Source organism: Enterococcus sp. XAF26B05_ASV22 (genome assembly GCF_056727285.1).
This window is the reverse complement of the sequence record NZ_CM161538.1, coordinates 707,958-730,338: the sequence shown is the minus strand read 5'-3', so window position 1 is coordinate 730,338 and position 22,381 is coordinate 707,958. Positions and strand designations below refer to the sequence as shown.

Here is a 22,381-nt window from a genome sequence, read left to right as displayed (position 1 = left end):
CCTCCGTCAATTCGATTTGAAGTTCTTTTACGTTGTCCCTCTAACCATCTCAGGTATTAAGTTTGCTTTAGCCCCACTGGCTTTCTCTGGCTGTAATTAAGCTCTAAAATTAGAAAAAGAAACGATAAAGTTAAATCGTTTCTTTTTCTATATTGAATTTTTTTACAATAAATACAGCTACTTTTGTTACCTATTGGCAACTTGATTAGTGAGTTTAAAGCTTACTAGTCAATGCTTTATCACTTGATTATCAGTCTTGTGATAAAATGCCTTTTTTACTTTATGTGTATTCTATAAAAATACTATTACTTGAATTATTTTTTAATAATTCTATTATTTTTATCAATATCTCTTGAGGGATTTTTTCTAACGTTGATTTATCAATTGACTCAAATTGTTTTAATGCTTCTTGATTATTTGGAATTTCCCAAGGACTTTCATCATACCAGCCTTCATACAAATTATAATAGTATGCTAAAGATTGCCACTCGCCATTTACTGGTTGTATCGCTCTCATTATTTCATCAAAATATCCATCCCACATTTCGATACCTACTTTCTCATTTTCTGAAAAAGTATAAATATCAATTTCAGGGTTTCCTTCAAATCCTTCATAATAATTATCCATATATGATATTCCTTTCTATTCTTTCCAGTGACCATCTGTTAACATTTTATCTTGTTCAGGTGTACTAACACCATTTTTTCTATCTGTTATTGCTTTTTGCCAATCATTTTTACTAACCCATTTATCTTTTCCTACTAATATTTGTTGTGAACGTCGTTGACCATCAGCCGTTCCTGGAGTAGTTTTCTCAACAACAAATGTATTCCCTTGTCCTTCTGGTGCTCCTGGTGTTTTAGTATGCCAACGCACTTCAATTGTATCTCCATTTTCTTTCCACTTATAAGATATTTGTTCATATCCATTTTTAGATTGAGCTTTTATATTTGCACTTTCTGGAATATTTATTGGAGATTTTTTCTTATATTGATTGGCTAACTTTAACTGCTCTACCTCAGTTAAAGTAGAAAGTTTTGGAACATTAGCTCCACTGGCTTTCTTATTAGTGTTTCTAGGTTTAACATTTTGCGATTTGCCTACATTAACTACGCCTTTGACCATCACACCGATTGTAATCATGCTATTCGCTAACAAGGAAGCTTTTCCAAGCATTTCCGATTGAGTTAATTTCTTCCCTGTCACACTATCAATCCCCGTAGCTAATTCTTTTATCAAGGTCGCATTTTGTTCATAAAATAATTCATCTACACCTTTTTGACGATCGCCTTGAATGAAACTTAAGCCATATTTATCAATCATTCGGCTAAGCCATTTATTATAGGCAAGAGTTACATCAATATCTGCGGCTGTAGCGGACGTCTTTCCTTTTTTCACCCACATCCACATTTTACCATACCCTAAATCAATTAATCTGTATTCTCGATCGCCTACATCTGGTTGTCTATCCTCATCGAGATCCTTTTCTTTCAATTGATTAAACCAGCTACTATCTACACCTGTAGGTAATTGATACGTCCCGTCACGATTAACAACTGTATTATTTAGTATCATGACACCTTGCATGGCAATCTTCATATCATTTAAGCTAGTGGCAAAAAGACTATTCGTTTGTGAAGAAAACTGATGCAGTTTTTCTAACTTTTTCTGTAATTCTCGGATATCCTCTTCAAACGTATTCGACATCCGATTCAAATTGTTTTGAACATCTAACAAGGCATCCAAGATTTTCGCAACAGGATTATTTCTCGACAACGCTCTAGCAACTGCTGCAGAAGCGTCAACAGACGCTTTCATTGCTTTTTTTGTCGCAATTTGTTGATTCAGCTTATCTTCGTCTAGCGTTCCTTCACTTGATATGTTCTGATCAGCGTTAGTATATGTTTGTAGCTCTTGCTCAATACGATCCATCGCTGATGTTACTTTACTAATAGTCGGTAAAACTAAGTCACTAAAGAGACCTTTTCCTGCGGTATAAGCAGCACCAGAGAGCGTTTTGCCATCTACTGCAGCAACCACTTTTTGACTGCCTGCTTTTAGTTGTTGTGAAGCCTCTTTCCCACTTTGGAGATTCTTTTTTAATGCACTGATTAATTGTGCTGAGTCCGAGCTAGAATAAATTAATCCCAAGGAATTTCACCTCTTTTTCTATAGAGCTCTTCGGTTTCATCATCGAGAACTTTTCTTTGTTTTGTATAGCTTTCAGAGAGTTCTTCCACAGCTTCGCTTAATTGACGTTTAAAAAAGTGTTTTTGTTCTTCGGTTTTTCTTTGTAATCGAAGGTTTTCTGGGTTTTCACGAAACTCTTCATCATTTAGCATGCTGAGTGTGCGATACCCTCTCTGTAAAATCATCTTGCAACTGTTGCAAACTATCTTCTATTTTTCGTTGGTCATTTTTTAAGTTATCAACGCTGTTTTCCTTCTCGATGATTAAACGATTATATGTTGCTCGTTCTTGTTCATTCTTATCCATGGTAAACCCCTTAAAACTTGATCTTACTATCTTCAATTGCCATAATTTCAGCTATCTTTGGAAATTTTTGACTCTGTTCTTTCACACAATCAATTAACTGCGATAAATCAGATAGTAATTGATTCGTCACTTCTGTTCCTTTTTTCATACTATTCATGTTACTTTTACCTAGAGAAACGCGAGTTCCTTTATTCACGGATACAGCGTTAATTCCTGTGGTTGCTCTAGTAGCAGCCCCAACGTCTGAAGCAATATTGACCATTCGTTCCGTCCTTAATCTTGAGCGTAGTTCAAGTTAATTTTACCATATAATCAAGATATCTGACATTCGTTAGAAAATTTTTTTACTTATTTCATTTATTTTTCTTAAGATAGTTGATAATTTTACTCTGTTTGTAGATTATATTAGAATTGTCAGTTTAATTGTTTATACTATAGTTTTTTATTAATCTCCTAAACTCACATTTGCTTGTATTAAATAGCTTCTAAATTTATTTTGATTGCTTTATATTAATCAACTCATTAATTTGTTGTGATACCAAAAATAAAACACCTAAAAGATATCCTGTAATAGGAACATCCTTTAGGTGTTCTTTTACTCATTGTAGCCTACTTTTTGAAGCAGGTGCCTCTATTCCAGAGGTAAAAGAACGTTTGGGACATAGCGATGTAAAAACAACGATAAATATTTACACCCATGTAACTAAGAAAACTAAAGATGAGACTGCACAAAAGTTTGCAAACTATATGAGTGTTATCTAATTGTATTCAAAACCGTATTCAAATAAAAAAACGGAAGGCATAAACGTCTTCGAAATGCTTTCGCACCGACGTTTATCCTTCCAAGGGTTTGGCACCCAATGGGTCGTAAGGGGCTCGAACCCATGACCCGCTGATTAAGAGTCGATTAAATCTTATATTATCCTTGTAAACCTTATTAAATCAATGTTTTTTTATTGGTTTTATCATTATTATCTGTTTTAAGCTCTATTTTAGACAATAATTAGTCATAGTTTAAAGGCAGTTTTAATTCATTTAATAACACGATTAGATATCTAATTTACTCATTTTTTTCATAAGATAATAGAAAAGCTATCTCAAGGTGCTTTGTATGAGGTAATCCCATGGCATTAAAAATGTATCTATCATTTAATAAAACTAAACCATGCTATTAAAATAATAAATCTTTACTTATTTCAATTTCTAATTGTTTAAATTTGGATTGAACATTATTAAGCATTAGCTTATTTTTATCTCCTAAAAATTGATTTAAAGAAATATATGAATCAATTCTTTCACTTAATAACTGTATGACTTTGTAAATATCTCTTATTTGGTAGGTTTCAAAAGATTTCTTATATGTTTTATAGAAATCAACATATAGATTCATTATTTTATAAACCAAATAATGTTTTGTTTTTTCTTCATCGTGAATTAAAGTTGTTAATTCTTTATTAGTTGAAATAAATAGGTCATAAGGATTATCTATATTTTTTTCATGTATTGCGTATTCTAAGCTACACCGTGATTTTTGAGTCGTAACTTGTATAGAGTCTTTTATAAATTTTCCATCCTGTTTTTTTTGATCAACTATTTTTTTAGCAACTTCGAGATTGGAGAAAGCTCTATCGTAATCTTTGAAATCCATACAAGCCATAGAAAATTGAACCCAAAAAAATACATTACTTTTTAAATCAGGTAAGTCTTTTATATCATTATAAAATTCAATGACATCTTTTCGATCCTCTCTCCTCTGCTTACCAGAATTTTTACTTAGAGGATAAATCAAAGAGTAAATATTGGAAGATGATATTACATCATGCAGTATATTTCGGGTAACAGCTTTATCAGTTGAGTTATGAGCATTAACTATTAATTTTTTCAAAATGCTTAAAACCTGTTTAGGTGTATTACACTCAGCCAATACAAAATTTGCAAGTATTGAAGATTTGTTTTGCACATTTTGATTAGAAAAATCTAAAAATAAGTTTAATTCTTTATTGTTTTTAATAGCTAAACTGGATTTTTTAATATCTAGTATTTCTAATAGATTAGTTAAACTTATTTTAAAACCAATAACTGTACATATACATGATGCAATTACCAATCCATCAAATTCTTTATTACTTTTAATAATGGAATAATTTTCTTTAAGCTCTTGTCTAACAATCTTATTTTTTACTAAATCAATTAATATATTATATATTTGAGATTTATATTTAGATCTGTAATAGCTTACTGGATTAAAGTTAGGATTCATTCGAACATCATCTAAAAAGTTCGAATTTGATAATAATATATCGAATTTTTCAACATCGGTATCTGTTAATTTATCTAAATTTTCACTATACACTTGGAACACATCGGTATTTAAACCTAATCTTTTAGGCAGTTCATGTTGTACACTTTCATTTGGAAAAGGTCTTCCAGTTAATACCATAATGATATTATCTTGTTTAAAATCTATGAGTAGACTAAATTGATTTAGTATTTTTAAATACTTATAGTAATTTTCTATAAACACATATTTTAACCCAGATATTTTTTTTAATTGCTCTATTTCATCTTTTAAATTTGAATTATATTTGTCGTAAACAAAAACTCTACCTTTATGTAATAATCTATATTTTAGATTACTAATTACACTTGTTTTTCCATTAGCCATTTGTCCAATCAATAAATATATAAGAAATTCTTTTTTACTAATACTTTCATAAATAGTTTGTTCTATATCTCTATGCACTAAGTAATTATCAGTGTTAGTACTAATGAAATCTTCTTCAATACTTCCGTACACTAAAAGTTCTCTTAATTGAATACTTGGGCTATCCATAATTTTTCTATTAGATGCTGACAGCTCTTTCAAACAGTTAAAAGAAAACTCATCCGTATTTTTAGATTTAGATAAATTTTTGTCTATTAATTCTGAAAACTTATCTATTCCTATAGAATGTAATGAACCAAATTTTGTTTGTTTATGAGAACTTATTTTGAATTCAGGCAATTTCATTTCATCATTAGTTCTATATCTATCGATAAAAAATATCTTTTCTTTATAATCATCCTCATTTTTGATAACTCTAGAAATATCTAAATCGTAATTCATTGATACTCCAATAAAAAAAATATTTTTACATATATCGACATCAGACTTAAATACGCTATACCAATCAGAATTTATTAGATCTGTTTGTAAATAACTAGTAGAGGATAGTTTAAATTCAGATTGAAGAGTTGTAAGAGTCAGATTATTTATAGAACCATTTAAGTGAATTATTAAATTTTTATCAATATTATCTTTTACTTTGTGACCAAGAGTAATGCTTTTTCGATTTATTCCTAATTTATCTGAAATAGTCTCAACAACATTATCATAGTTTATTGTGTATATACGTTTCCAAGGTAAGCTTAAAATTTCTTCATGATTACTTAATTCATCATTTTTTCCTATTTTAAAGTTGTTTTCTAACATGTTTATTAAGTCTTTAGTGTCATAATCATCTTCTTCTAATATAATATTTGCTAATGTTTCAATATCTTCTTCAGACTTATCAATACCTATCATTAGCTCAAGCTTCTTTTTGAGATCATTACCTAAAGGAAACGCATTTCCTTCTAAATTTTTAATTCCATAGTTAAATCCCGCACCGATAAAAAGAACAGAATTACCTGCCGATATCTCAGAAATATTATTAATAAATTTATCCATCTATAATTACTCCTTTTAACAATATATTTTAACTCCATAGTCAATATAATACTGATTAAAACTAATACTAACTCTCACAAGGGTTTGAAATGTCAAGTTTGTTAACACTATTTCCGTTCACAAAGAATGCTTGCTTAGTTGTTTTCTTGATGAGTAAAAGCTTATGAAATTTAAGTATTTTCTACTTGATTATTTAAAAATCCTCTTCTATCGATATATTATAACACACCCAATTCACTTTTTCTCTCATTATCTAAATCCTTTTGATTACCATTTATATTATTATGATAGACTTCAATTTTCAAATTGTTTAATTTAATTTTAGTATCGCTTGATAGCATTTTGCAGTACACTAACATCTCTTTAATCCTATTTAAAAGTTGATGTTCTCCTACATTTAAACAATAAACTTTTATTTCAGTTATTTCTTTCGTATGGTAATGATATCTTATTTTATAAAAATCATAATAGTATAAGCCTCTTTTATATTCACCTTCCACAATAAATGATGTGAATGTTGATAACTTTCTCTCATAAACTACAGGAAAAAAAATCTCTTTTTCAATGCCTATTTCTTTCAGCAGTTCAATATCTTGATCTTCATAATCATTTGTATAAGCTTCATACTTCATGAATCCCATTTTTTTCATATACAAATCGAACTTATTCATTAAATCACCCCAAAATAAAAAAGCTAGCAAAGACTTATTACATCTTCACTAGCTCTATTTTTTTCTTATTCTTTTTTAAAGTCTACAAAACTCATAAACCCTTTTATTTGTAAAATTGATGGATCAGACTCTGGAAAATTCAAAGTAAGAGCCGTATCTGAAAAATCACCTACATTATCAACTACTTTAATACTTAAATAATCGTTTGTATAAGTATTTCCTTCTCTTTTCTTTTTCAATTCCTCTAAATAATCATCTAAAGTTAACTTTTCTATTTTTTTTACTTTATCTGTTATTGAGGATAGCTTCTTTTCAGAATCATCACTCTGTTCGTCTAAGCCGCTAAGATCACTACTATACATATTATCTGACAAATCTAAATACAAATCCCCTTCGTATTTAAACTGAATCATACCGCTACCATCTTCTTTTGTTTCAGTAACATTGGAAGCATACCCATATTTAGTTTGATGATTATAAGTTACTTTCCCCTCTTTATCAAACGAGTATTCTGTTTTTTTATAGTCAGTAGAATCATTTTTTGAATTATCAACGACATTCACCCAATTACCATTGATTTTCAATAGTAACTCTTCTTTCATTCTTTTGTTGGCTGCTTCAAGTGCCTTATTATAAGCAGTTTTAGCATTATCAACTTTTTTAGTCCATTCTATTTTTGCTTTTTCTTCTTTTTGTTCCTGTTCTTCTTTTTTCTTAGCTTCCTTGTTCATTTTTTCTTCTTGCTCTTTGTAGTCTTTACTGTCTTTACGATAATAAATATTATCATCAATGGTTAACTTATTCCCAGTCAATTCATAACTCACACTGTTTTCAAGACCACCTGATCCTAAAATTAAATGCTTTTTATCTTCTGAAATTTTATAACTGAGAACATTATTTTCAACTGTAACTTCATTCTTTGTAAAAACTACTTCCTCACCTAAATTAGAAGTATTAAACTCTTGCCATGATCCTTCTAATTTGTTAGTGCTGCACCCCACAATAACAAACAAATAAAATATTGATAACATTACAAATACACTTTTTTTCATTCCAATTCTCCCTATATTTTTTTCTCTAAGAACAAAATAATTATATCATTTATGGAATACCATAGCCACAAATAACAGAAGAATCTATTGTATATTTTTGTTCCCTAACAGCATCATTACTATTTCCTTCAACTGTGTAAACATACCCACCTTCACTTTTTACTACTAGCCCTACATGGTCACTTGTACCATCACTTTCCCAGTCAAAGAAAATTATATATCCTTCTTTAGGTGTAGAACCTTTTTCAGCCCATTTATTTCTAGCTTTAAAATTATTAATACCTGTAGGACAATAAGCAAACTTTTCAAAATTTAACCCCGCTTGATTACCCGCCCAAGAAACAAACGTTGCACACCATTCAACCCTTGAAGGATATCCATACCAAGACCAAAATTTTTGACCGCCTTCATTTCCTAGTTCTTTCAATGCAATTTTAATAATATCAGTATTACTCGATTCTCCTGAACTTGATCCACCACCGTTAAATCCATGAAACTTATCGTACCAATATTTCGCTTGTTGCGCTCTAGCAGGTTGGTTAGGGTGTTTAGGGTGTTCGTAAAATGCAATAAATGATTCTGCTGCTTTAGTAATATCTTTCAGTTCAGTGAATTCTTTGAAAGATAAAAAAGTAAGATCAGGCCTGCTACCGTTAGGAAACCATTGTGCATTGTTTTCCATTTCCCATTGGATTCTCTCGCACTGTGCTTTTATTGTTTTATAATCTAACCCTTTTTCTTTGCACCAATCAACCAATTTAGACATTGGTGTCCATTGAGTAAGACCATAACCGCCACCACCACTTTCTTCATGACGGTCTGCTATAATTCCCGATTCACTTTGAATATTTCCTAGCATTCCCGCTATGGCTTCCTCCGACCAATTTTTACTTTTAAAAAATTGCCAGATTTCCCATGCATTTTTTTCTTGCTCTGTATTTAATTCTGGAGGAAAACCACCACTCGATCCCCCCATTCCAATACTACCACCGAAAAGGAAAAGAACAAAAATGAACATAAAGAAGATTGGTACAACGATTATACCAATCCTTTTGAACATTTTACTCATGACCTTAAATCTTCAAGTTCTTGATAAAATAAGGTTCTATCTTCCTCTGAATGGGTGCTAGGTGATTCACCTACATCGTTCACTCCCACAGTATTATTTATATTGCTATTTACATTCAATTCTTGTTGTTCAACGGAATCTGTTTCTAAAGTTTCTCTTTTCTCAGACTCCACAACCTCGACTTCTAATGAATCTAAATCTTCAACTTCTTTTGGCTCTACATCTTCAAAATCTGGTGATTCGACATCATTGATCTCAATACTTTCAATTTTTTCAACTGGTATTGCTTCAATCTCTTCACCACCAACATCTTCCGCATCTTCAATCTCAATGCGATCAACTTCATCCATTTCTACATTTTCAGGATATTCAGATTCTTCAACATCAAAATCATCATCTTTGGATATATCCCGATTTTCATTTGTCTCCGACGTTTCATCATCTTCATCATTCTCAACTTCAATATCTGCATTTTCAATCTCAATTTCAGCATCCTCAAAATCACGAGAATCAACATCAGGAGTGTCATTTTCAGTTGTATTGACAATATCAAGATTAGCATTTTCAATCATTATATCAGCATGACCAATTGTTGCAGGCACTCCACTTGAATCAACCTCACTAGCTTCGTCATTCCCACCTCTTCGGCTACGTCTCATTTCTCTCAACATCCTACGATCCATGTTATTGACATTGGTTACATGTCCACCAGTTACAAAACTAACAATTTGATTTCTAAATTTCCAAATCAAAACAATGACGATAGCTTTTACAAAAGCACCTAATACACAGCTTACAATTGAAGCACTCCCTGCCATAGCTATAATGCTACTATCTATCAATGCCATGATAAAGAAAAACAAATACATTGCTACAGACATAAATAGTGATATAAAGAAAACCATCATCATTTTACCTAACGCATTCATTAAAGAATTACCAAATTTTGGTACTAAACTTAAAATACTAACTATCGGTAACCCAAAAATCATGCATAGTATAAGAATTTTCAGAAGAAACTTCATCATAGCCATAATTAACAATGGTATGCCTAAAAATAAATTGCTCACCCAAGAATAGATAGAGATAAAAAATTTATCTCCTGCACCATCGGGAGTAACATATCTATTTGTTTTACTCTCTTCTTTTATTAGGTCTTTAAGCTCGTTCTTAATTTCTTCATTGTTATCGTCGGTTTCTTGTTCCACTGTATATAGAAACTTGTTAAATCGCTCTTCATAAATCGACGTTCCAAAATTTATCATCGCAAATGACTGCTGCATAACTGACTTAAAATAAGTTTCTCTCATGATTTCAACAGAATCGGATGTACCTGCTTCTATTTCTGTTTTAGATCCATCTACATTAAACATAGGCAAAGTAATCGCTTTTGAAATAACCGTCTCTACCTCATCAAAAACACCGTTAACATCCGTTAGATATTCTTGCCCCTTAGAATAGATTGCAAAATTGAACCCAATAACCATGAATAAAGTAACTAGTTTTCTAAATGATTCTTGTGGACTTTTAAAAGCATACACAAAGAATATCGAACCAATCGCAAATATAAACAATGTAATACCTACAGCACCGAACAAAGCATTGTAGAGATTTACAGCAACTTTGAAAACACTACCTATCGTATCCTCAAAAACAGTGTTACTCATAAATATCTGTAAACCCAAATCAACAACTTGGTAAATCCAAAGATTAAAAATCATCCCCATATTAATCAAGAAATTAATTATCTCATATAATTTTTCATCGCCGATTACCCACCATTTACCGTCCGTATTCATCAGTGAAACATAGGAATTAAGTGAAAACTTATCCATTCAGATCACCCCCTATATGAACATCGCTTCGGCTTTGCTTCCGCTCGTTTCCTTAACTGTATCAAATGTTTTCTTAACTTCGGGAAATAGGCAATGAACACTAATTTTCTGAACTTGTTTATATGGATCGAGCATTAGGCATTGACCTTTTTTCATTCCTGATAACCATTCTCTATTTTTTACGCTAACATCAACACCGACATGTTCTAGAATCTTATCTTCTTCTTTTGGTTCATTAAAAGCAAAGATTGTCCCAAAATTCCCGTGATCATCTTCTGTTGTTACATCCGTAACTGATTGAGTTGAATAAACCAACATATTATTTTGAGACCGTCCAACACGTTTAATAGAATTTAAAATCTTTTTCCCTACGGAAGAAGTATTAAAAATCCAAGCCTCTTCAAATACCTCAAACGTTTCTTCATCATCGTTCATTGAACCAAATTTTTCACAGAATTTCCCTAGCGGGATCATTAAAGCTAAACTTTTCTTTTCTGACTGTGAATAGTGGTTTGGATCATCGTTTTCTCTTGGTACACTTAAACCAAGCACTCCGATTATAGTGATCCTTTTTTCAAAACTTAATCCAACATTTTCACCATTTGAAAATCCTAATCGCAACACACTACCTTGCACTTTTTCTTCTAGCAGTTCACCAATTTCACGCACTTCTTTTTCATCATGTGCTTTCAGTAATTCAACCACTTGAAACATGCCGACTTGCTCACCGCTCGCTCGGCGTTCAATCACCGAACGAATAGCTTTTGATACTTCTGATTGACCTAAACGAGTATCATCAATATTAACAATTTGATAAATCATTGCTTCCGCTGTATCTTTTGCATCCGTACCAGTTAAAAAAGTAATTGGATCAAGCACTCCCCAATTTTCTGGTTTTTCAGGATCAAAAGTAATTAAATGAAACTTTGATACCAACTCATAATAATGAGGATATCGCTTCTTATTCATTGGATCAGATAAAAATCTTCTATATTGCTTAATCTTTTCCGTTTTCGGGTCAATGAACAACCCTTTAACCTTCAGCATCGTAAGATAAGTAAAGATCAAACTTACTAAAAATGTTTTACCCATACCTGTCTCACCAGTAACCGCTATATGTGGACTTGCAGTTCCCATTTCTTCATTCCACTTATTCGCAGTGAATGGATTTGACAAAACAATATTCTGACTTGAATGAATTGCACTTTTTAAACTTTTTGCTCCTGAGATATGTGGATCAACACGCCCAATATACCATCCTGTTTTGAACCCCACTCTTTGATTGATTGCTAAGAGATTCTCACAAAATCCTTCAACATTCGTTGTCTGAATCCACTTATTATCGCCACTTTCTAAACCAACGCCCAAAAGGTTTTTGTAATACAGATAAACTTGTTGTGACTGAGCTCGAGATATCTTAATTTTTCTAGTTTTAAATAATGAAATCACTGTATTAATACGTTGGCGACACTGTTTTTCATCCTTTGCATAAATAACAATACAACCAAGCCAATTCACAATCGCTTTTTCCGCGTTCACTTCTTCTTTTAAATCCTCAACAACTACTCGGCTGTTCGAAACCTCTTTACTTTCAGTATTCCCAACAGCACGACTTTCTTTCACTACGTTTTTTAATCGTAATGCCGAACGTTTTGCTTTCCCTTCCACCCCTAAACTACCTTTTAAATTTTGAAATTTAACTTTGTATCTAAGTTCCACAGGAAATGGAAGCGTCTGAACAATTTCCGCTATATGAATATAATTCACGCTTAAAGGCGTATCAGCAATTGGTAAAAATGCTATAGTACTTTTACCTTCATTACTTCGTAGTGATAACATTCCTACCCTTGAACTAGGGTCAATAATACAATCAGTAATATTTTCGATAGTCGTATTTGTTTCTTCTTCCTCTAACGAATGCGGCATATTTCGAATAAAATTCAATCTGTTCAAATAGTACATCTCTTTTTCATTTAGTGCTGTACCTTGAAACATACTCATTTTTCGCCCTATTAGACTTTGCAACTCTTCAAATGGTTCAAAATCAGAGTCTTTAACATTTAGTTGATAGCCTACCATATTTAACGTGCTTTTTTGAAAATTCTCATAAGCAGTTTTTAGACCATCTTTAATTGAATCAACTTCAAATTGTGATTTCAAAGGTACTCCCACAATCCAGTCATAGGTATAGATCATTCCCATTTCTTTCTCGAGCATTTCAATTGTTTTATCTGAATAATATTTCGCTGTATCAAAACACTCTTCACTAAAAGATTTTGACAATTCTACAAAACGTTCTTCCAACGTCATATCACGAGGTACCATGAATATATCAACATTCACACAATCTTTTAATTCATTCATTAAATGTTTAAACTTACGCTTTATATCTTCTTTTTTTCTATCCGCTGTTGCAGGCATACTCGCCGAATGAATACGATAGTACGCCCAAATTTCATTTTCATTAGTGTACATCATATTATCTTTTATATATCTTAATGGAAAACTTAACTTCAAAAAATTCACTCTCCTGTATATTGGTTAGGGATTTTAAACCCTAACCAGATATTTTTTCAAATACTATCAGTTCCTTTTCTTTTAAATCTGTAAATGTTTGATTTTGATTAATTACTTTTCTTCCTATTTTGTATGTGATTAAATAAAACAAAAAATCTATTACGTACTGAGGAATTTTCAAACCATCAGGTTCCAACTTATCCCAAAGCATAACCATACCAACAGGCAATAAAATATAAGCTGCAATATCTAACCCTTTTAAAACACCTAATAGCAACATTAACGGTCTCAACACGGTGAACAATGCAATCAAAGTTCCCCCAAAAACAACCACTTTTGTTAATTCAAGTGGATTCTCTAACGTAAAGCCTCGCCATAATTTTTGAATCATAAAAGGAACCGTTAAAGCCTTTTTATAGTTAAATAACTTCTTTTTCTTCATATTTATCCACCAATGATTTTCTTAAATATCTCACCAATCGCATTAAAAACAGTCTTTGGATCATTAGCCATGAAGAAAATGAAGGCAGCTACAAATATTACACCGATCATCGGCCCGATTTTTTGTTTCACTGCTAAAACAATACATATAACTAACGCAACCAATCCAATTGCAATTTGTACTTCTGTTGTAGCCCATGAGTTAAGCCCTCCAAGGCTAGGTAACCCCAAAACTAAATTATTTAAAGTAACCATTTACTAAAATCCTCCTAAGTTATGACGCAGTTCGTCAATTTTATATTGATTATTTTCTTTTACAAGTTTCAATGAGAACACTTCTTTATGTGGTAATTTAGAACTTTTCTCAATAAAGTTTGCTTTTGTATAAACTGTTATATAATCTTTATGAGAAAACACTTCTATTGATTCCACATCTTTTAATTCATAATTATCACCTAACGATTCGACACTTTTCATTAGATATTGTAATTCCTCGGTACTTCCACTAGCATACTTAGCCAAGAAGATATCTAAGAAGCTCTCAACTTCTTTCAATTGATCTCCATTTAGTGCAGTAGCTGCTTGTTCATTTTTAGATAACCCCTCATTAACCATCGTTAATTTTTTAGATACACTAAAATATGGATACGATACAATTGAAAACTTATTATCTTTTTCAACATAATCAACATTTAAAAAAGTTGTTTTTTCTTGTGTTTCATACTCAATAAAGGGTTCTTTTTCAACATCATTAACTTTTTTATCAGTCGTAACTTCCTTGTTTTTTTCATGCGGAATTTCCAAAGAGTAAACAACTTTATATTGTGCTGTTGTGAATTTATCGTGTTTTTCAATATTATTCAATTCACTAGAAATCAGTTTCCGAGTTGTCATGCTAATTTCTTTATCTAGAGAAACATTTGAGGACAAATAATCTTTCAACTTCTCTGCACGCTCGTCCATAGCTGTATTATCATTTGATACTGGGACGTACAATTCAATAAATTTTTGCATAAACTCATTTAATTCAAAAGGATAGCTTTCTTGTGCGTCACCACCAGTAACATCACTAGATAGTTTAGAAACTTTACTTAAATCAGCTTGCACAACATCAAGACGCCCACCAATACCAAAGGTACGAAATAGAGCAAACACACCACTAAAAACCATGAAACAAATCACACCAACAAAAATCCAATTAAAAGTTTTAGCTTCCATTTTTTTAATATTAGGATTTTTTACTTTACTTTTTTTCAAGAAACGGCGCTTCTTACTTTGATCTTCAAATAATGATTGATCTTTTTTTTCAAAAGAATCGGCAATTTCAATCTGCGATACCGACTCAACTTCTTTTTTTGAATGTACACTTTCAATTTCTTCAAACGTCTCTTTTTCGATTTGTTTAACATCGTCTTCAAAAGATTCTTCAGCTTCAATATTTGATGGTGCAATAACTTTTCTTTGGAGATAGTCTATTTTTTCAATTTTGTTCTGGTTATAGTAATGTTCACCCTCTTCATCAACAATCAAGATTTCACGATCGTTTACATAAAAACGATCATTTAGAATATATTCTCTTGTCACATCGTCACTATAAGAATAGAAATCAAATTCAAGCGGTGCCTTTTCAGGAAAGAAAATAGTGATTTTATACCACCACGTCCGATCACCTTTTTCTGTATACAATTCTTTTGAATTTGTTTTCTTTTCAATTGAATTTAATGGAACTTCAAATTGAGTATACTCTGGAACAACTTTCTTTTTTTTACCTAAACCATTTCTTTTTTTGTTTTTCCGAACAAACATAAAGCCCATATACCCCACAAAAAGAATGACAAGACCTAAAATTATTATTAACTGTTTATTCAAATGTTTTTCCCTCGCTTTCCATAAATAAAGACAAGAAATGAATCATTCCTTGTCTTGTTTGAATTATTCAGTTTTATCATTCGATTCGTCCTCTGGATTTTGTTCATTTCTGGTATACCAGAAAGCAACAATACATAAAACTAACGCTACACCTACAACACTCAAATAGCCTTGTATTTCACCAGTGTTTGGCAAAATCCCTTTAGGCTTTTGTACAACTGGTTTTTCTTCAATATCAGGCGGTGTAAGTGTAACAATATTTGATGGAATATCTTCATCATTTAAAATCAAATGCATTTGATTCTCAAACACCTGATCTTTATGATCCATACTGAATTTGTAAGCAGTTTGAATCACCCATCGAATTGAGGTTCTACGAAGTTCTTTTGCGTACTCATTTTTAATTTCTAAAGTAACTTTCTGACCTTCATTTTTTATGGTTGTTTGATTAGTGATATCATTTCCTGATTCATCATAGATTTTTGACTCTTCAAAAGAAAAACCATTCGGCAATTCATCAACGACTTTCAAAGATTCTATTTTTTCATTATCACCAATGTAAACAAGTCCTTCAAACATAACTTTTTCTCCATTGGACAATAGCTCATAATGATCAACCTTTGAACCGTCTTCTTTTAAAATTGATTTGACAATATTGTTCTCTTTAATAAGCAAGTTCTTAATATCTACAAGCTCAACATCTTCTTTTGAGTTATCAGTAGACGATTCTTCAGTTTGCTCTGTATTACTTTGACTTGTCGACTCTTTCGAATCCTCACCAGAAGTTACTTCTGGATTCTTATTTTCGTTTTTCTCAGTTCTTTCTGTTTCATAGTCTTTTTTCACATCGGCATCAATGTATCCATTTCCATATAATTCAATCATATGAACCGCATCATTAGAAACTGGTATATAAGAAAAATAGAATTTTTCTTGATTAAGTTGATAGCCCTCTTTGGTAGAAATTTCTTTAATGTAATACTGCTGTTCTGGAATTAAGATTCCCTTATAGGTGCCTTGTCCCTTTTCATCTATTTCAATTTCTGATACCAACGTGTCTTTCAAAATCACATTTTCATCATCAATTTTATGATTAATAGCATGGAACAAACCAAATTTGGCACCCCCTATTTCTTTAAAAGTACCGTCTTCTTGTTCAAAAGTTTTGTGTATTTTCAACTCAACTTCTTGTAATGGATCTTTTTGCTCACCTTTACCTGTAGCAGTATCTTTATTCGAAACAACATCAATTATAATAGGCGTTGGATCAACTTGAATCCCTATAGGCGCTGCTACCTCAACCGCTCTATATTTTCCCGCATAAATATCTTTTTTAGTGGCAATACCTTCTTCATCGCTTGTAATTTTACCAAAATCAGAATTTTTTTCAGCAACTAAAGTACCATCAGTAAGTGTTACAGGCTCTTCCGCTGTGATCTGATAAGATACATCAGCCTGCGGTTTTTCTTCATATTTTGGCAGCAGTGTTTCATTTTCAAACCCAGTTAATTGATCTGTTACTTTATAGATTGTAAATGTACCTTTTGGGTCAGAACCTTTATTTTCTACTTTATTGGTTGGGGATTCATGGGTATCAAGAACTACTTTCCCCTGATTTTTGAAGATTGTCTTTGACCTTATATCATCTTTCACTTTTACATTAATTTTCAATCTATAGCTTTCACCTTTCAAAGGCATCGACTGTAAAAAGTCATTAGACGCCTGATACTTAACGGTATGTTTTTCCTTATCATAACTAATGGCACCTTTTGGATCAGCTTCAAATTTCGCACTTTCAAAAATTACTTCTTCTGGTAGCGGATCAATAAACTCAAATTTACTATATCTTTCCAGTAGATCAACACCCAAATTATGAACTTTTTGATCAATTGCATATACTAACTTTTGATTAGCAAGTACTTCCTGTTTGTTAACAGATCGACCTTGATCATCTAATACATCTTTCATAGGATTTTCAGGTTTAGTACTAAAAACAGTAGCAGAAGATAAAGCAAACCAACCACTAGCCAAGCCAGAACCTAATACAAACTTTTGTCTTTTCCCCTTAATTTGAAATGACACAGAGTTCCTAGTAAAATTATCAGATCCCAATTGATCAACAAAATTATCACTGACACCAACAAAAACTGGTTTGTTCAAATATGATGATTTACTTGAATCTGTAAATTGTTTAAATTGAATATTTGTATCTTTTGCCAAATAAGCTGTTGAGGAAGAACTTTCCACACTAACATCATCATTTAAGTAATTTACAAATTCGCCTGCATAATTCGGAAGATTTCCATTTAAAGAATTGAAAGTTAAATAACTATCACCCTCAAAATTAATTTCACTTCCTGTTCCAGAATCAAAAAAAGTAAACTCTGGTTCAAAATGTCCCATATTGCCATTAACAAACCCATTAAAAGGACTTTCAGAAATATCAAGCCATATTTTATTTGCCATGGTTATTGGAGCAGTTGGGTTTAAACGATAAGTAATGCCCAACATATCCATCTTTAGATCGATTGATTTACCATTATAACTTCCCACATTCTTCCACTTGACAGTAAATTTGTCTGCAGAAGTAGGATTTTTAATAACAAAAGATTTACTTGCATATCCTTTTTCATAATTCCCATAATGTTTTGATTTGAAAGCATCTGATCCAAAAAATGCCATACCCGCTTCAGAAGAGCCTGCATGACTCGCCGATTTAGGTTTATCATATATTTCCATACGATTTGACGGTACGTTTGTAGAAACTTCAAACCCTTTAATTACAGGACTTTTTTCAATTAACAAACTATTTTTGGCATCAAAATATTGACCTGAATCAACACTAACAATTTTTGCATCTCCACTCTCCGAACCTCCAAAAATCGCAAGTAATAAAGTAGACAAAACAAACAAATTACGTGACCACCTCATTTTACTTAACATCTTATTATCTCCTTATTTTTCATATTTTTAGTAATCGGCTTTAAAACGTGCCGATTTGGCACTTACAAAATGCACAATGGATCACTTCGTTCGATCAATTGCCCCTTTTATAAGCGATTATCGAAAACATCACATCAACACACCTGTTCTTTTAGCAAAATCACTTGTTTCAGCTATCTCAATTTCAATTAACTTTTCATCTGCTTCTCTCAATTCAGCCTTATTAATGATATCTTTTAAACGATTTGTACCTAACACATCATCAACAACTTGAATCGTCTTCAATGTGCGAGCCATAAAATAATCGACATATGCCACTTTTTTCTTCAAAGTCGGTTTTTCTGGTTCAATTTTCAGATTGATTGCATCAGAGTTACCGATAAACTTCAACCATTTTTTCCACACAACAGCTTCACCTGTACTATCAATTTCAAGCATCGTCAATTGATTGCTGATAATCCCTAATATAAGCTCAGCAAAATCAAAGTTTTCCATATATTCCTTTAAAAACATTCTTGCTTTATCATTAATCATTCTTACTTCATAACGGTTTTTCACTTCAATTTCTTCAATCGGAATTTTTTCCCGCTTTGATATCTCATAATTTTTTTGATAAAAGCAGAAATGCATCAAGCTTTGTCTTGATCCTAAATATACTGTAGCCCCTTCTTTTTCATCATCGCCAAGATCATCCTGAAAAATGGTTCGTTTCGTTCGAAATTTAGTAATGTACTCACCTTTTTTTATCTTTCTTGCCATTTCATGTATAGAAAAAATCTCTTTGTAATCATCTAAAGCAACATCGATTCTAGTCGCTACCCCTTTATTTTCATAACAACGTTGAATAAATTCTTTCCACCCTTCTTGCCTTTCCTCTAACACACAATCGTAATTTCTACAGCCTTGACCTGACAATTCGATTAAGACTCCTCTTTCACTTCCCTTCACAGAATTCAGAACTCTTATCATTCCTAGGTAATACATTTCTGAATAACCAAAGAGCCCACTTCCTTTTTTATCAAAGTAGCAAAATTCCATACACAGAACTTCTTCAATGATTTTTTTGATATCATGAGTTGGAAACCTGATACGCACATAATCAAATTTAGCTTCAATAATGTCACTCACATGAATTGATTGATAAAAACGAATCAATTGTTCAAATTTTGCTTCTGAAAGAGTTCTTTCACCCTTTTCAACTTTAGCTAAAAAGGAACGATCAAAGCCAAGCGTATCTGACACTACTTTCTGACTTAAATTTCTTTTCAACCTCATATTTTTTAAATCGTTTGCTTTAATTCTTGCCACCTCATTCACTTGTCACAATTTCTTTTCAAAAAATTTCATTATGTGACAGACAATTAACTCTTCTAAAACTTACTAAATCAACGATTTTAGTACTAGTTAGTCGAAATTTTTCGTTATTTTTACCCCCCTAGCAGAAAACGGGGGTTTTCAGGTGAGCGGCTACGCCACTCACCACGTTCGCACGATTCACTACACTACCGTTGAGCCGTCACCGACGGCTCTCACGCTCCTCTTAACGACCGTGACTTACTTTTTACTCTTCTGTTACGCATTGTACGGAGCTGTTAAAAAAAATGACAATAAAAAAATGATAGCAAGCTTCAATAGTCCTTGTTATCACTGTTCATATTTTTCTATTAAATTATGCCGTTCATTCAATCAATAATTTAGCCAACTCTTAAATATCAGCTTATAAATATTTATGCCATTTCTTGCGGTGGATATTTTGCAAACTCTTCCATAAAATCAAAATCTTTATCCACAAAAGGAGAATAAAATTCACTTACTTGCTCTGTTCCAACATCGGCATACCCACGCCCTTTAATTGGTTTATTAAACAATGATTTGATTGTCGAATCAAACATCATTTTATACCCTTGTTGAGACATTTTCCCTAAAGTTACACGTAAACCAAAGCTATCACGCAAAGCACCATCAATATATTTTGCATCAGGTCGTTGCATACCCAAGATTAAAAAATATCCTGATTGACGCCCCATCAAAATAATTTGATTAAGTAATTGCATAGCTCGTTTCTTTTCTTTTGTATCTAATGAAGAATAATATGCAGGCCATTCATCAACTACAACAAATTTTGGCTTAAAACCGAAATGAGAATAGTTTTTCCCAGTTTTATAGTTTGGTGAACCTTTTATTTGATCATAACGATCAAGCATTTCTTCTACATTTTTTTCTAAACAAGATATGATACCCGCTCCATAATAGACATGATCTTCAAAAAATGGTAAATCTCCCAAATCAAGTAAATCCGCTTTTTTAGGATCACAAATATCTACTAAAGCACCCATAGGAATCAAAGCTTTCAGCAAAGAAAGAATAAAATAGGTTTTTCCTCCACCAGTACCACCCGCAATAAGTGCATGGGGTGTTTTATTGATCTCCCATGATGCATTTTTCATTAATGGTAAAACAAAATCTTCTACAACTAAATCCTTTATATTTAATCGATTTTTTTCAATGTCATAAAGTAGCTTATAACAAATATATCCTTCCTCTCTTTGTGCTTCTTGCATATCACAGAAGAAGGCTTCTTCCAGTTCACCCGCAAGTTCATTAAATTTACTCTGAAAAGGTCCCAAATCAAGCGGGAAACGAACATAGATGAAGCCCTCCTTGTATTGATAAAATATTTTGGGGAAGTAGACAGTTTTTTTGCCTTTGGCGTTTCCTGTTTTTACCGCTTCAACAAAAAGCCGTCTACTTATAATCATTTTTGATAATTTACTTCTATGCAGTAATCTTTTAAAATAATTATAGAAAGGAAAATACAACATAAAATAAGTTACTACCATAGATAAGACTAAACCAGTTACACAAACGGCAACCATATAAATTTCTGATTTACCTTGGTTAAATAAAATATAGTCTAAATATCCAGTCATAACCAACACTGGCAACATCAAATAGAAAATAAACCTTACTGGTGCGCTTTTGTGTCTTTTTCTGATTCTTAAACCTTTATACTTTATTAAAACAACAAATCCCCCTTTCACTACCGCAGCTAATAAAACTTATTATTTATTTTCAGTTGTTTTTTGTGGTGCAACTGCACCTTTTTTCTTAATTCCCGCCGCTGTTACTTTCACATCACTATCAGCAAAATTCCCATAAGCATCGGCATCGATCATCGCCCAACACATAAACGTTACATCAACCAATTCAACTTGATCACCAAACTTAAAACCACTTAAATTTGTATCACTTGGCAATACAATTTTAATACCTGATTGCTGTACATCACTTGATACTTCAATTCTTTTGTCAACAATTTCACCAGTTCTTTCACCATTTTCATATCCTTGACGTCCTTCTAATTCACTAATAAACATCAAAGAACCTAGCGTTTTTTCTGCATTCGCAGGAACAATATTATTTTCAAATGTAATCGCCATATTTATGCGCCCCCTTTAATTTTTAATTCTGACACTGTGAGAATATACTCAACTTTTGCTCGTTTTGCATCATTGAATTTGTTCACCACAGATCGTGGAATAACTACAGGATCAACAACCTCAATTGGTGCGCCGTATTTAATCCCTTTAATTGCTGTTTCAACAGGTACTTGAATTTCAACTACCCCTTTTTTCTCCGTTGCAACTTCAAATAATTCAAACTCGGGAACTCGATTTCTCCCATTTTGCTTTGTTAATGTCCGTACGTGTTTTTGCATGATCGTTGTTCCTAATTCATTAGGAGAAATAAATAATTTTGTTACACCCATCTTTTGTAC

At 32.0% G+C, this 22,381-nt stretch carries 19 protein-coding genes and 1 pseudogene; 1 reads left to right on the top strand and 19 read right to left on the bottom strand.

The features are described 5' to 3' along the window. Positions 1 to 280 precede the first annotated feature (280 nt). Genes AC1PU0_RS03650 through AC1PU0_RS03630 form a run of 5 tightly spaced genes read right to left on the bottom strand, consistent with a single transcriptional unit; the run spans position 281 to position 2,759 of the window. Positions 281 to 628 carry a dihydroorotate dehydrogenase (quinone) gene (locus AC1PU0_RS03650; protein ID WP_111247814.1) on the bottom strand — a complete coding sequence of 116 codons (348 nt, stop codon included), beginning with the start codon at positions 626 to 628 and terminating at the stop codon, positions 281 to 283. Between the two features lie 15 nt (positions 629 to 643). Further along, on the bottom strand, positions 644 to 2,152 hold the full coding sequence (locus AC1PU0_RS03645) for a T7SS effector LXG polymorphic toxin (protein ID WP_479998736.1): 1,509 nt from the start codon (positions 2,150 to 2,152) through the stop codon (positions 644 to 646). Then, positions 2,143 to 2,343 (bottom strand): hypothetical protein, encoded by a 201-nt coding sequence (locus AC1PU0_RS03640; RefSeq protein WP_479998735.1) that lies wholly within the window; start codon positions 2,341 to 2,343, stop codon positions 2,143 to 2,145. Before AC1PU0_RS03640 ends, AC1PU0_RS03645 begins: the two co-directional genes overlap by 10 nt. Continuing rightward, positions 2,333 to 2,497, bottom strand: coding sequence for a hypothetical protein (locus tag AC1PU0_RS03635; protein ID WP_479998734.1), 165 nt, complete (start codon positions 2,495 to 2,497; stop codon positions 2,333 to 2,335). The genes AC1PU0_RS03640 and AC1PU0_RS03635 overlap by 11 nt, the downstream gene beginning before the upstream one ends. Positions 2,498 to 2,507: 10 nt before the next feature. After that, positions 2,508 to 2,759, bottom strand: a complete 252-nt coding sequence (locus AC1PU0_RS03630; protein WP_479998733.1) for a hypothetical protein — start codon at positions 2,757 to 2,759, stop codon at positions 2,508 to 2,510. A 335-nt stretch (positions 2,760 to 3,094) separates the two neighbouring features. Here AC1PU0_RS03630 and AC1PU0_RS03625 point away from each other — a divergent pair. Then, positions 3,095 to 3,259: pseudogene (locus tag AC1PU0_RS03625) on the top strand (tyrosine-type recombinase/integrase); the annotation flags it as partial. Between the two features lie 409 nt (positions 3,260 to 3,668). Here AC1PU0_RS03625 and AC1PU0_RS03620 read toward each other — a convergent pair. The 14 genes from AC1PU0_RS03620 to AC1PU0_RS03555 form a co-directional block, all read right to left on the bottom strand. Continuing rightward, a complete protein-coding gene (locus AC1PU0_RS03620) occupies positions 3,669 to 6,206 on the bottom strand; it encodes an SIR2 family protein (RefSeq protein ID WP_479998732.1) in 2,538 nt (845 codons plus the stop codon). A 218-nt stretch (positions 6,207 to 6,424) separates the two neighbouring features. Further along, the gene (locus tag AC1PU0_RS03615; RefSeq protein WP_479998731.1) at positions 6,425 to 6,877 is read right to left on the bottom strand and encodes a hypothetical protein; all 453 of its coding nucleotides are present in this window, start codon (positions 6,875 to 6,877) and stop codon (positions 6,425 to 6,427) included. A 65-nt stretch (positions 6,878 to 6,942) separates the two neighbouring features. After that, entirely contained in the window at positions 6,943 to 7,929 is a 987-nt protein-coding gene (locus AC1PU0_RS03610; protein WP_479998730.1) for a hypothetical protein, read from the bottom strand. Positions 7,930 to 7,978: 49 nt separating this feature from the next. Further along, the gene (locus AC1PU0_RS03605; RefSeq protein ID WP_479998729.1) at positions 7,979 to 8,998 is read right to left on the bottom strand and encodes a phage tail tip lysozyme; all 1,020 of its coding nucleotides are present in this window, start codon (positions 8,996 to 8,998) and stop codon (positions 7,979 to 7,981) included. Further along, the gene (locus tag AC1PU0_RS03600; protein ID WP_479998728.1) at positions 8,995 to 10,833 is read right to left on the bottom strand and encodes a CD3337/EF1877 family mobilome membrane protein; all 1,839 of its coding nucleotides are present in this window, start codon (positions 10,831 to 10,833) and stop codon (positions 8,995 to 8,997) included. The genes AC1PU0_RS03605 and AC1PU0_RS03600 overlap by 4 nt, the downstream gene beginning before the upstream one ends. Before the next feature lie 12 nt (positions 10,834 to 10,845). After that, entirely contained in the window at positions 10,846 to 13,350 is a 2,505-nt protein-coding gene (locus AC1PU0_RS03595) for an ATP-binding protein (protein ID WP_479998727.1), read from the bottom strand. 40 nt (positions 13,351 to 13,390) lie between these two features. Then, on the bottom strand, positions 13,391 to 13,792 hold the full coding sequence (locus AC1PU0_RS03590; RefSeq protein ID WP_479998726.1) for a TcpE family conjugal transfer membrane protein: 402 nt from the start codon (positions 13,790 to 13,792) through the stop codon (positions 13,391 to 13,393). Between the two features lie 2 nt (positions 13,793 to 13,794). Next, positions 13,795 to 14,046, bottom strand: a complete 252-nt coding sequence (locus AC1PU0_RS03585; RefSeq protein ID WP_479998725.1) for a TcpD family membrane protein — start codon at positions 14,044 to 14,046, stop codon at positions 13,795 to 13,797. Between the two features lie 3 nt (positions 14,047 to 14,049). Then, complete coding sequence (locus AC1PU0_RS03580; protein WP_479998724.1) at positions 14,050 to 15,660, bottom strand: conjugal transfer protein; 1,611 nt, start codon at positions 15,658 to 15,660, stop codon at positions 14,050 to 14,052. Positions 15,661 to 15,723: 63 nt separating this feature from the next. Beyond that, positions 15,724 to 18,603 carry a SpaA isopeptide-forming pilin-related protein gene (locus tag AC1PU0_RS03575; RefSeq protein WP_479998723.1) on the bottom strand — a complete coding sequence of 960 codons (2,880 nt, stop codon included), beginning with the start codon at positions 18,601 to 18,603 and terminating at the stop codon, positions 15,724 to 15,726. A gap of 129 nt (positions 18,604 to 18,732) precedes the next feature. Continuing rightward, on the bottom strand, positions 18,733 to 19,911 hold the full coding sequence (locus AC1PU0_RS03570) for a replication initiation factor domain-containing protein (protein ID WP_479998722.1): 1,179 nt from the start codon (positions 19,909 to 19,911) through the stop codon (positions 18,733 to 18,735). A 419-nt stretch (positions 19,912 to 20,330) separates the two neighbouring features. Next, complete coding sequence (locus AC1PU0_RS03565) at positions 20,331 to 21,533, bottom strand: hypothetical protein (protein ID WP_479998721.1); 1,203 nt, start codon at positions 21,531 to 21,533, stop codon at positions 20,331 to 20,333. 132 nt (positions 21,534 to 21,665) lie between these two features. Beyond that, complete coding sequence (locus AC1PU0_RS03560; RefSeq protein ID WP_479998720.1) at positions 21,666 to 22,043, bottom strand: DUF961 family protein; 378 nt, start codon at positions 22,041 to 22,043, stop codon at positions 21,666 to 21,668. A gap of 2 nt (positions 22,044 to 22,045) precedes the next feature. Then, positions 22,046 to 22,372: a hypothetical protein gene (locus tag AC1PU0_RS03555; RefSeq protein WP_479998719.1), complete on the bottom strand. Its 327-nt coding sequence runs from the start codon at positions 22,370 to 22,372 to the stop codon at positions 22,046 to 22,048. Between the last annotated feature and the right edge of the window lie 9 nt (positions 22,373 to 22,381).